We start from the raw sequence: 11,997 nt of genomic DNA on the forward strand, positions 1-11,997 counted from the left end.
TCAATGAATTCAGCCGAAGAAATCCACGTCCCAAGTCTGCAAAGAAGTAAAAACTTTGCCACCATCGCCTTGATTATTGCTGTCTCGGCATGGGTTGCTCTCATGATTGTGGCGCACTTTCTACCTGAATATAAATGGCTCATCCATATCTTCATGTTAGGTGCTGAAGCGGGTGTGGTCGGAGGATTAGCAGACTGGTATGCCGTCACGGTATTATTCCGCAACCCATTTGGAAAAATGCCCCTACCGAAATTGTTACGTGACCATACCGAGATTATTCCACGTAATAAGGCACGTATTGCTGAATCGATGGGACGTTTTGTGCAAGAGAACTTCCTCTCTCCTGTGATTGTACAGCGCAGCCTACAAAACACCGATATCAGTCTGGCAGTGGGTGAATGGCTTGCCAATCCTAAAAATAACGGGCAAGTGGTGCAGATCATTCAGCAAACGGTGCCGAAAATTTTTGAGTTTGTCAGTCAAGATCAAATTGCAAATTTTGTCCAAAATAACAGTGTGCAATGGGTTCGCAGTACCAAAATCAATACCCTAGCCAGTGAGATGCTACGTGCCGTTTTAGATAATGATTTCCATCAAGATGTATTACAGCGTGGATTGGATGTTGCTCACGAATGGATGGTTTCTCATCCCGAAGAAGCACGCGAATTATCACGGACATTATTTAAAGAGCTAGGGGTGTGGAAATTAGCAAAAGGTGCAAGTTGGATTGGTATCGACGTACAACAACGTACCATTGACTCACTGATTGAACGAGTTGAATCCATGCTTGCCAACCCAGACCATCCGTGGCGACAGGATATTGAAGCTGTAACCCATAAACTGATGTTGGAACTTGCAGACAATGACAGTGAAGCCAGCCAACGTTTAAACAATGGCAAAGATGCATTACTCGACAGCCCACAGGTTTTGAATTTTATTACAGGTGCAATCGCAATCTTATGTGATGCAATCAAGACGGATTTGATGCAGGAAGATTCCGGCATTGCCACCAATTTACAAGCTGCAATCCAGCAACTTGGGGTGAGCTTGATCCAAAATGATAAGGTTCGCCAAGTCCTCAATACTAAAATGGTGGGTTTAGCGACCAATTTTAGTGAACAATACAGCGATAAAATTATTCGTTATATCAGTGAACGAATCCATGAGTGGGATTCACGAGAAATGATTGCCAAAATCGAGAGTGAAGTTGGCGGTGATTTACACATGATTCGTGTGAATGGTGTGATTGTTGGTACGTTTATCGGTTTGATCTTAGGGATCATACGTGCTGTTGTTGAAAATGTTCTGTAAAGGACAGGCATATCGCAAGATATCTCATTTTTGCCGTATTCGGCCCTAACGCGCATGTGATTAGGGCTAACTCTTGTAAACCGTTCATGGTGAAATAGATCAACAAGCCAATTGTTTACTTTGTTGATAGTATCGTACCAAAGTATCGGTATCTTGCTTCAAAAATGCGGTCAGGTACGTTTTCACTTGTGCCAATGAAATTTGATTAAAATGAATTCTTTCTTTGGCTTGAAAGGTAATCAATCCAAAAACTTGTTTTTTGGGTACCACTACTGCAATGTCCGTTTTTACGATAAAGCTCAGCTCTTGAGACGAAGAATAAGTATTCAAGATAATTTCAATCGTATGTTCCGTATTTCCATCTGTTATCGTAAAAGTCGGACTTGCTCCATCTAACTGTAACCAACGACTTAAGAGTTGTTTCCAAGCCATTCTATCAAAGCGAGTTAATACGCCTATCGTATTCAATGCTTCGAACTGATCGACATCTTTTAAATCGATATGATGTGGGTAGCGTATTTTTAGATCGAAATTGTCCATCTCTGAATGTCCTATTTCACAATAATTCGTATTTATTTTAATCACTCGCTATAAATTATATCGCTTAAAGATCAAAATTAAAACACCATATATTATTGAAAAATAACAATTTATTTGACAAATTTAAATAAAAAAAGACCAATTCCGTCACTATTGTTTTTATTCAGGCACATTTTCTATCTTTCTATTGATATAAGACACATTTTTTAAGATAGTAAGTGAAAGGCGCAACTTTTTCCTTTGGCATCGACCATTTGGAAAATGACCGTTTATCTCGATACAATCACATCAAAATAAAACGTAAATTAGGTTAAAAACAATGTTGCAGCTTCAGTCAAAACTTCCTCGTCAAGGCGTAACCATTTTTAGCGTGATGACTGAGCTCGCTCATAGGCTCAATGCATTGAACCTATCACAAGGATTTCCTGATTTTCCTGCTCCGCAGGCGCTACTTGAAGCACTCAGTCAAGCCACCCTCGATGGATACAATCAATATCCTGCTGGAGATGGTGTATTGGCTTTACGTGAGCAAATGGCACAGCAATTTTTACTACGTGATCAATTGCAACTAGATCCTATCACTGAAATCACGATTACTCCGGGTGCAACCATTGCGATTTTCTGTGCGATCCAAGCCTGTATTCATGCCGATGATGAGGTGATCATTTTTGATCCAAGCTATGACAGTTATGCACCTGCGGTACAGCTTGCAGGCGGAAAATCTGTTCATATCCATTTAGATGCACCCAGCTTTCAAGTGAATTGGCAAAAGGTCAAAGACAGCATCAATACCAAAACCCGTATGATCATTGTCAACACACCACATAATCCAACAGGTGCAATTTGGTCAGAACAAGACTGGCTGCAATTGATTGAACTGATTCAAGATAAAAATATTGTGGTGCTTTCCGATGAGGTTTATGAACATCTCGTTTTTGATGGACAAAAACATTACAGCGCACTGCACTTTCCAGAATTACGCGAACGTAGTTTTGTCATCGGATCATTTGGCAAAAGCTTTCATGTTACGGGCTGGAAAACTGGTTATTGTGTAGCCACACCACAGTTAATGCAGTCGTTCAGGCAGATTTACCAATTTGCCAATTTCTGTGGTACCACGCCTTGTCAAATCGCACTCGCCAATTATATGCAACACCATCCTGAGCATATCCAAACACTGCCTGATTTTTATCAGACCAAGCGTGATTTATTTAATCAACAGATTCAAAATTCTCGTTTTAATTTTATTCCCTCACCAGGCACCTATTTCCAAAGTTTGGACTACTCTGCCATCCGTCCAGATTTAGACGATGTGGCCATGTGTCAGTTCTTGGCAGAACAACATAAAATTGTAGCTATCCCTATTTCCGTATTTTATCAACAAGCCCCTGAATCACTGAGGCTGATTCGTTTTTGTTTTGCCAAAACAGATGCAACACTTCAACGAGCAGGTGACATCCTAATGCAGTGTTAATCAACAAAAAATCAACTGAATCCTCATAACTTGATGCTAGCTTATGCTATGTTGAAAACATAGCAGATCCATTTTCGGGACGAAGTATCAAGGAATTTGAATGACACCACACCAGCCTTTGGTGATGCAACCCAATCTATGGAAAACCTTTTTTGTTTTTCTCGTCCCACTGATTGCAACCAATATTTTACAAAATTTGTCGGGAACGATTAATACCATCTTTGTAGGTCAAATGATGGGGGTAGATGCTGTTGCTGCTGTCTCGGTATATTTTCCGGTCTTGTTCTTTTTGCTTGCTTTTATTATTGGACTCTCTGCGGGAACAACCGTTTTAATTGGACAAGCATGGGGCGCACAGAACCTAGAAAAAGTGCGTAGCGTTATTGGCTCTACCCTGTTTATGACCTTAATTGGGGGCAGTATTATTGCCGTCCTCGGGTTATTCTTTGCCGAACATATTTTAATCCTGCTAGGTACTGATCCTACTGTGATGCATCTGTCATTGCCTTATGTGCAATGGATGATGGCAGGTAGTCCATTGCTTTTTGTGTATATTATTTATACCTCGATCTTACGCGGTGTTGGTGATAGCGTAACGCCACTGATTGCATTGGGTTTAACCAGTTTGATTGGTTTAGCCGTCACCCCCATACTGCTAAAAGGTTATTTCGGCTTCCCTGCGCTTGGTATTGTTGCGCCCGCAATCGCCAGTATTATCGGTTATTTGGCAGTGCTGGTTTTTTTGGGCTTTTATCTGAATTACAAAAAACATCCACTCAAAATCGACCGTCAACTTTTACAACATCTACGTCATGATGCAGAGTTAAGCAAACTCATCCTAAAATTAGGTATTCCTACAGGGATTCAAATGGTCACCACTTCATTGGCTGGTTTGGTGATTATTGGCTTGGTCAACCGTTATGGTGCAAATGCGACCGCAGCCTATGGTGCAGTCAACCAAGTTCTGAATTATATCCAATTTCCAGCACTTTCCATCTCCATTGCTGCTTCTATTTTTGCAGCACAAGCCATCGGTGCAGGAAAAGCAGAGCTACTCAGTCGCGTTACTCGTACTGCATTAAGCATGAACTTCCTGTTTACAGGTAGCTTAATTGCTTTAGGCTATCTATTTTCCAAATATTTAATGGCACTGTTTATTACCGATCCTGAAGTGGTCGTTTTGGGGCAGCAGCTATTATTTATCGTGTTATGGTCATTGCTGTTTTTTGGTGCAAGTGCGATTTTTGCTTCGATTATGCGTGCTAGCGGAACGGTTACTGTACCGATGTTGATTAATATCTTCACCATCCTTCTGATCGAGATCCCTTGTGCTTATTGGTTTACCACACTATGGGGACTGACCGGAATTTGGATGGCCTATGCTCTGGCTTTTGTCTGCCTATGTGTATTCCAAGCCACGTATTATCAGTTCGTTTGGAAGAAAGGGAAAATCAAAGTTTTGATTTAAAAAAAAGCCATTCGATTTAGAATGGCTTTCTTGAAGTAACGTAGCGATTACAGCATTTTGGTGGCAAAAGCCGCAATACGTTGATAGCCTGTTGGGAATAAACGCTGGAATGAATCGACGATACGAGCATCTGTTCCAATTAATAAACGGCGTTTATCTTTCAATACGGCTTGAAGGATTTGACGAGCCGCCTCTTCAGGTGGCGTACGCAAGAACTTATCAAACTGCTTAATCGATTTATTTGGATCCATCCCTAAGCTCTTTAAGCTGTCATTCATTTTTGCAGCTTTTGCAATATTGGTACGGATACCACCCGGATGTACACAAAGTGAGCTTACGCCACTTTTCTCAATATCTAACTCTTGGCGAAGCGATTCAGTAAAACCACGCACCGCAAATTTAGTCGCATTATATGCAGACTGTGTCGGTTGTGAGGTTAAGCCAAAAATACTAGAGATGTTGATGATATGGCCATCTTTAGTTTGTTTAATAAATGGTAGGAATTCTTTAGTACCGTAAACCACGCCCCAAAAGTTAATTCCAACGATCCATTCTAGATCTTCGTAGCTTGCACCTTCTACTGTTGAGCCTAATGCAACACCCGCATTGTTGAAGATCATATTCACTGAGCCATGATCTTGTACGGTATCTTGTGCCCATTGTTTCACCGCATCACGGTTAGAAACATCAAGAACTTTGGTAGTGACAGTAACTGGATGTTGTTTAACCAGCTCAACAGTCTGTGCCAAACCTTTGTCATTGATATCACTCAATGACAAATGGCAGCCTTGTTGAGCCAACAAAAGTGCCAGTTGTTGTCCAATCCCAGAGCCAGCACCTGTGATCGCTGCGACTTTATTTTTAAAGTTTTTCATTGCCTATCCTTTGTATTGCGAATGATATGCACATATTCGCTCAGATCATGTGCCGTTTAACTTGTAACCAATATAATTTTGACAATACATGTTGTCAATATAGTACACTATGCTTTTAAGACAAATGGCAAGAACAAACATAATGCTTGTCATAAATGCTCGTTCTAAGGTCTGTTGGCATTTGAGTCATACATCGTGTTATTGGCTAAAGCGACAGAAACAAGACATATTATTTTTAAACAGTTTGCAATCTAAGCGCTGCTAGACATACGATATATAGACTTTTTTAGGGAACGGTTTTTCGATGACAACTGAGAAGCAAACCAAGACAAAGAAAAAAACGAACGAAACCAAAGAGCGTCAATTTAAAGGTCTGTCTTTAACTGAACGCAAAGAAGCTCGTCGGGAAAAACTGATCGAAGCAGGTATTGCGATGTATGGGACACAAGGATTTTTCTCTGTGACCGTCAAAGATGTTTGTAACGAAGCAAAACTCACTGAACGCTATTTTTATGAGTCATTTAAAAAGAGTGAAGAACTTTTCCAAACTGTTTTTTTACGCATGATCAGTAAAATGCAAAGCTGTTTGACCCAAGCTGTACTGATGGCTGCGCCTGAACCGAAAAATATGGTCACAGCAGGGTTATCTGCGCTACTGAATACCATTAAAGATGATCCACGCATGGCACGAATTATTTACATCGATGCGATGCTCGTCCAAGACCTACACAATCAAGCGACAATCCAAGAAACGCTGACGCAATTTGATCGGATTATTCAAGGCTTTGTGATGATCACGATGCCCAATGTGCCGCAAACCACCGAGGAGGTATCTCTGATGGCGACAGGTTTAAATGGCTATGTCACTCATATTATTATCCGTTGGGTATCAGAAGGCTTTAAACAGCCATTGGAAGACGTCCTAAATGCCTGTTGTGCGGTGTTTTTATCATTTATTGAAAACACGACACAAAAAAATTAAAATCGTTTTACAGTTTTGTGACAAATGTAACTGCTACAAGACAGCGCTGTTAAACAGATGAATTTATTTGTTTTAATTTCAAGCAAACTGTCATCAATTAGTCACTCCTCTGCCCCACAATTGTCACAATTTATTGCTAAATTCGACTTTATTTACCCTTTTGCAATGATATTGTCATAATTAATCTTTGTAATAAGCCTGTCATAACAACAAAACGGTTAACCGTTACAGATTTTGAGGGTATTGCGCTGTGAAAGATGACTATATTTTAATTGTCGATGATGAGCTACCGATCCGCGAAATGATCCATACCTCTTTGGATATGGCTGGCTTCCAATGTTTACAAGCTGAGGATGCTAAGCAAGCGCATCAGATTATCGTTGATCAGCGTCCTGCTCTTATCTTGCTGGATTGGATGCTGCCAGGTGGTGTAAGTGGTGTAGATTTGTGCCGTCGCTTGAAACGAGATGAAAACTTGGCAGAGATCCCTGTGATCATGCTCACAGCTCGTGGTGAAGAAGATCATAAGGTTCAAGGTCTGGATGCAGGTGCCGACGACTACATGACCAAACCTTTTTCGACCCGCGAACTGGTTTCTCGTATCAAAGCGGTATTGCGTCGTGCCAATGCACTGAGCGGTGAAAAAGTGATTGATGCCAATGGCTTAATGCTAGACCCAGTGAGTCAGCGTGTGAGCTTTGGTGAGAGTATTCTCGATATGGGTCCAACTGAATATCGTTTACTGGCCTTCTTTATGACACATCCAGAACGTGCTTATACACGTGCCCAATTACTTGACCAAGTATGGGGTGGAAATGTGTATATTGAAGACCGTACCATTGATGTGCATATTCGTCGTTTACGTAAAGTGTTAGAACCTTTTGGTGTTGATCGCTTTGTTCAAACGGTACGTGGCACAGGTTATCGTTTCTCTACACGAGCTGATTTGGCAGCAGGTTAAAACCCTTTATGTATGAACCATATCCCGTCCCTGAGCTGGCGCGCGAACATCAACGTTTTCAATACAGCAGCTTATGGACGTTTGCAAAACAAGATTTAAGACTATTATTGTTTTTCTTATTGATTGCGAGCTTAATCGGATTTGGAGTTGGATACTTTTGGAGCTGTATTTTCGTCGCTTTTGTGGTGTTTTTCATCCTACAGCTTCGCTCACTTTATCTCGTCAATGAATGGATCTCTAATCGTCCTTACGATATGCCACCGAATCTGAATGGGATTTGGGGTGCATTATTGTTCAACGTTTATCGCGCTCAACGCCAAGAACGTATTGTACAAGCCGAAATGGTAGGTTTGATTGACCGTGCACAATCATCATTGGTGGCGTTGGCAGAAGCCGTTGTCTTGATTGATGACCAACATCAGCTCGAATGGTGGAATCCAGCCGCAGAAAAATTATTGGGTATCAATCCAATGGATCGCGGGCGTAACTTGCTGTCGATCTTGCGCCAACCCAATTTTATTGAATATTTTAACCATAGTGATCAAGCACCCGATGGCATCCGTCTACAAGCACAAATGGATGAAGAGCGTTATGTGCAAGTCAAAATTACCCGCTTTGGGGGGGAAAGCCGTCTTTTGGTCGCACATGACATCACCCGCATGCATAATCTTGAACAAATGCGTAAGGACTTTGTTGATAATATTTCACATGAGTTACGTACCCCGCTGACCGTACTCAGTGGCTATATCGAAACCTTTACTGATCAGGACGATATCACCCCTCGCTGGAAACGTGCTTTTACACAAATGCAGTCACAAACCAAACGTATGAATGCATTGGTTAATGACTTACTGCTCTTGTCCAATCTCGAAAATAATAAAAAAGTTGCAAAAAATCAGATTATTGAGATGGCAAATTTGATGAATCAATTATTTGATGATGCTCGTGCCTACAATCTTGATTATGGTCACACACTCAACTTAGATATTGATAGTCACTGTGATCTGATCGGCTCAGACATGGAAATTGCCAGTGCTTTCAGCAATCTCATTACCAATGCGATTAAATACACGCCCAAAGGTGGCATTATTACCATTGGATGGCATGAGGATGGCGATCAAGCCTATTTTACCGTTCAAGACAATGGTATTGGAATAAATCCCAAACATTTACCTCGTTTAACTGAACGATTTTATCGGGTGGATAGTGCGCGTAGCCGTCAAACAGGTGGAACGGGTTTAGGCCTTGCAATTGTGAAACACGTATTGATGCAACACGGTGCACATCTCGAAATTAGCTCCAAAGAAAATGAAGGCTCAACTTTTACAGCCGTTTTTCCAAAAGAACGTCTCTATATTGGATAAATGGGCAGTTGAATAACTACAGACAGCCGATCTAGACAGATCGGCTGTTTTGTTTTTTAGATTGAATTAATTATTTACTGTTGCATTCAACTGTTTTGCTTCAAGTAAATGGCTCGGTAAGCCAAAAATATGATCAAAGAAATAGTTATACACAAAGGTATAACATGGGATGAGGATCATCAAACTAAAATCCAATAAGAATGCTTTGAGTAAACTGATCTGCATCCACCACGCAATCAATGGAATCAAGATCGTTACCAAAACAATTTGAAACCCAATTGCATGTACGATCCTTCTTTTCACAGTACGCGTTTTAGAAATTTGTCGTTTTTCCCACATTTCAAAAACATAGTTGTAGAAAAAATTTACGGTCACCGCAATAACTGCGATTAGCACCGATAATGGTCCTGTATGACTCATACTTGTACCAGAAAGCACTGCCAAAATCATGGCACAGATCAAAAAGCTAAATACTTCATAGAAAAAAACATAAGTTACTCTTCGTTTCGTTCCTTGCATGATCACACCTTAAAATCAACAATCGCTAGATTTTACGCTCTAGATCTGATAAAAAAAGTCAATCGTTATCAGATTTACTGAAAAGGAAATTGCAATGAAACTGAGTAGTGAGCAGCTTGAATTGATTCTAGAAATCATTGATCGTGGAAGTTTCTCTGCAGCTGCCCGCGCCTTAAATCGGGTTCCTTCCGCAGTGAGCATGGCGATTGCCAATTTAGAAGCTGAATTGAATTTAAAATTATTTGAACGCAGTAAAAATCATTTAGCACCAACGGAAATTGCACTTTCAATTGAACCCCACGCAAGATTGATTGTGACGAAGCTACGCCAGCTCGAAATGCATCTCTCTGAACTTTCAACTGGATTAGAAACTCGTATCTGTATTGGTGTAGCAGCCGATATCAATCAAAAAATCATCTTAAAGGGCATTGAACAATTAATTCAGCACTATCCTCTTTTAAATATTGAAATAGTTTGCGCACCACAGCAAGAATTAAAAGCACGCCTACAGAACAATGAAATTGATTTATATATTGCTTATAGCTCATCAAATATCGATATCAATCAACGTTTTCGACTATTAGGTGTTGAACAGTTTGTCGCTGCCATTTCCCCTGAGCAAGCACAACAACTCAAGGCACAACATAAAAATGAACTCACCATGTTGTCTGAGTTTAGACAAATTATTGTCGCTAGTAAAAATTATCCTCTACCCGATCCTCGTATTTTGGTTTCTGATTCGTATTGGTACACTGATAATCTATCAATGGCAATTCATATGGTAGAACAAGGGATGGGTTGGGGAAATTTTCCGCTTTCAGTCGTGTCGGAGCATTTTACCAAGCACAGTTTAGTGCGTTTAGAGTTTAGTGACACCACCAATGGACTGGATATGCCCATCCATGCCATTTGGGCCAGCTATAAACCCTTGAGTAAAACCATTCAACTGCTGATCGAGCTTTGGAGTAAAGAAATTTTTGAATAGGCATAAAAAAAGCCCGACATCCTGTCGGGCTTTTTTCGTATTTCGTTTCTAGGTGCAACTCCTGTCGTACCTCACGTCCTGATGCTCAAACTTATTATTTTTGTTTTATGTTTTGGAACTTCCTGTTCCTGATGAGTTCATATTAGGCAATTTAAAGCAGTCTGAATATGGGATATTGTCCCTAATCACTGTAAGAAAAAGCGTACATTGTTCACGGCGGAAAATAATTATTAGATCAGCTAAATTCACATAAAAACTTACACAGAACTTGATCATGAATATTGCAAAATATAAGAAAAATAAATATTACATATAAAAAACTTGAATATTATTCAATTCCATGTATACTTAAGTTAACTAGAAAAAGTATAGTTTAGTAAATCTTCTTTAAGTATCGCAGTTTTAGTCATAATCCTTCGTTTTTTTAGATCTTAAGCTCAATTCTTTATCCTTTTTCAAAGTTATACATAGCCTCATTAAGCGGCTGAAAATTATTAAAATTTAGTAGGATATATTATGTCTAATACAGTTACTGGTACAGTAAAGTGGTTTAACGAAACTAAAGGTTTTGGTTTCATTCAACAACAATCAGGTCCTGATGTGTTTGCTCACTTCAGCGAAATCGCAAATTCTGGTTTTAAAACCTTATATGAAGGTCAACAAGTTTCATTCAGCGTTGCTCAAGGTCAAAAAGGCCCAAATGCTGTGAACATTGTTCCTTTATAATCGCTAAATAAGCATGAAAAAAGCCCGACATCCTGTCGGGCTTTTTCGTATTTCGCACTTTAGGTATAACTCCTGTCGTACCTCACGTCCTGATGCTCAAACTTATTATTTTTGTTTTGTGTTTTGGAACCTCCTGTTCCTGATGAGTTCATATTAGGTGATTCGATTGGGGCTGAATATAGGTCATTGACTGGAATTGGTGTAGGAAATGGCTTACAAGAATAATACTCAAGAAACAAAACAAGATTGCTAACGAAAAATATCTTGTCTCATATTGTTCTTTCTAATTACTCTTGATGCTTTATAAAAACATAAGAATTTGATTTTTTATTAACTAAATTGTATTTTCCACACACAACGCCGATTATATTAGATAAGTAAAAATTAAACTTATTTCCAAAAAAGAAGTTTTTTAAAAAAACTTCTTTTTACTAGATGTTGATCAGATCTATTTTCAGTCATTGTTTTATCTTTAGTTTCAAAAATATTATTTATAAAAGAAAAACGTAATCCACTTTCAGTTATTAAGTTCCTAACTAAACTATCTTTATAAATATGAAAAATTATTTCTTCTTTAAGTAGCAATATTTCAACTATTTTTTGATCGTCTATTCTGCCTATCATATGGTTATGTGATGAACTATATTGAAGGAATTTTACTCTGCAGATTTCATTTATTACTTGTTCTAATGTTGAATTTTCATAACATTCTAATTGTATCTCCAAAGGACCTAATTGGTCATCTTGGGAACAACAAGCTTCTCTTATAATATGGACTATCATGATCTAAAG

At 39.3% G+C, this 11,997-nt stretch carries 12 protein-coding genes; 8 read left to right on the forward strand and 4 right to left on the reverse strand.

The genetic code is table 11. The features are described from left to right. Positions 1-3 precede the first annotated feature (3 nt). Positions 4-1,311: a DUF445 domain-containing protein gene (locus F927_RS16170; protein ID WP_004641633.1), complete on the forward strand. Its 1,308-nt coding sequence runs from the start codon at positions 4-6 to the stop codon at positions 1,309-1,311. A gap of 99 nt (positions 1,312-1,410) precedes the next feature. Here F927_RS16170 and F927_RS16175 read toward each other — a convergent pair whose 3' ends face one another. After that, positions 1,411-1,851: a hypothetical protein gene (locus F927_RS16175; protein ID WP_004641634.1), complete on the reverse strand. Its 441-nt coding sequence runs from the start codon at positions 1,849-1,851 to the stop codon at positions 1,411-1,413. Between the two features lie 319 nt (positions 1,852-2,170). Here F927_RS16175 and F927_RS16180 point away from each other — a divergent pair, with 319 nt between their 5' ends. Beyond that, the gene (locus F927_RS16180; RefSeq protein ID WP_005087251.1) at positions 2,171-3,325 is read left to right on the forward strand and encodes a methionine aminotransferase; all 1,155 of its coding nucleotides are present in this window, start codon (positions 2,171-2,173) and stop codon (positions 3,323-3,325) included. Positions 3,326-3,425: 100 nt separating this feature from the next. After that, positions 3,426-4,793: an MATE family efflux transporter gene (locus tag F927_RS16185; RefSeq protein WP_005087253.1), complete on the forward strand. Its 1,368-nt coding sequence runs from the start codon at positions 3,426-3,428 to the stop codon at positions 4,791-4,793. A 47-nt stretch (positions 4,794-4,840) separates the two neighbouring features. Here F927_RS16185 and F927_RS16190 read toward each other — a convergent pair whose 3' ends face one another. Next, positions 4,841-5,668 carry an SDR family NAD(P)-dependent oxidoreductase gene (locus F927_RS16190; protein ID WP_005087255.1) on the reverse strand — a complete coding sequence of 276 codons (828 nt, stop codon included), beginning with the start codon at positions 5,666-5,668 and terminating at the stop codon, positions 4,841-4,843. Positions 5,669-5,972: 304 nt separating this feature from the next. Between F927_RS16190 and F927_RS16195 the strand changes: the two genes are divergently transcribed. The 3 genes from F927_RS16195 to phoR all read left to right on the forward strand — a co-directional run bounded on the left by F927_RS16195 (position 5,973) and on the right by phoR (position 8,975). Next, the gene (locus tag F927_RS16195) at positions 5,973-6,650 is read left to right on the forward strand and encodes a TetR/AcrR family transcriptional regulator (RefSeq protein WP_004641643.1); all 678 of its coding nucleotides are present in this window, start codon (positions 5,973-5,975) and stop codon (positions 6,648-6,650) included. A 250-nt stretch (positions 6,651-6,900) separates the two neighbouring features. After that, a complete protein-coding gene (gene phoB / locus F927_RS16200; RefSeq protein ID WP_004641646.1) occupies positions 6,901-7,611 on the forward strand; it encodes a phosphate regulon transcriptional regulator PhoB in 711 nt (236 codons plus the stop codon). A gap of 8 nt (positions 7,612-7,619) precedes the next feature. Then, complete coding sequence (gene phoR, locus F927_RS16205) at positions 7,620-8,975, forward strand: phosphate regulon sensor histidine kinase PhoR (protein WP_004641648.1); 1,356 nt, start codon at positions 7,620-7,622, stop codon at positions 8,973-8,975. 66 nt (positions 8,976-9,041) lie between these two features. Here phoR and F927_RS16210 read toward each other — a convergent pair whose 3' ends face one another. Further along, complete coding sequence (locus F927_RS16210) at positions 9,042-9,494, reverse strand: PACE efflux transporter (protein ID WP_004641652.1); 453 nt, start codon at positions 9,492-9,494, stop codon at positions 9,042-9,044. 94 nt (positions 9,495-9,588) lie between these two features. Between F927_RS16210 and F927_RS16215 the strand changes: the two genes are divergently transcribed. Both F927_RS16215 and F927_RS16220 read left to right on the forward strand, forming a co-directional pair. Then, positions 9,589-10,479: a LysR family transcriptional regulator gene (locus F927_RS16215; RefSeq protein ID WP_004641653.1), complete on the forward strand. Its 891-nt coding sequence runs from the start codon at positions 9,589-9,591 to the stop codon at positions 10,477-10,479. A 516-nt stretch (positions 10,480-10,995) separates the two neighbouring features. Further along, positions 10,996-11,205, forward strand: a complete 210-nt coding sequence (locus F927_RS16220; RefSeq protein ID WP_004641656.1) for a cold-shock protein — start codon at positions 10,996-10,998, stop codon at positions 11,203-11,205. 390 nt (positions 11,206-11,595) lie between these two features. On the opposite strand, the gene F927_RS16225 is transcribed toward F927_RS16220, so the two are convergent. Continuing rightward, positions 11,596-11,988, reverse strand: a complete 393-nt coding sequence (locus tag F927_RS16225; RefSeq protein ID WP_005087259.1) for a hypothetical protein — start codon at positions 11,986-11,988, stop codon at positions 11,596-11,598. Between the last annotated feature and the right edge of the window lie 9 nt (positions 11,989-11,997).

The organism is Acinetobacter haemolyticus CIP 64.3 = MTCC 9819, from assembly GCF_000369065.1.
GTDB lineage: Bacteria > Pseudomonadota > Gammaproteobacteria > Pseudomonadales > Moraxellaceae > Acinetobacter > Acinetobacter haemolyticus.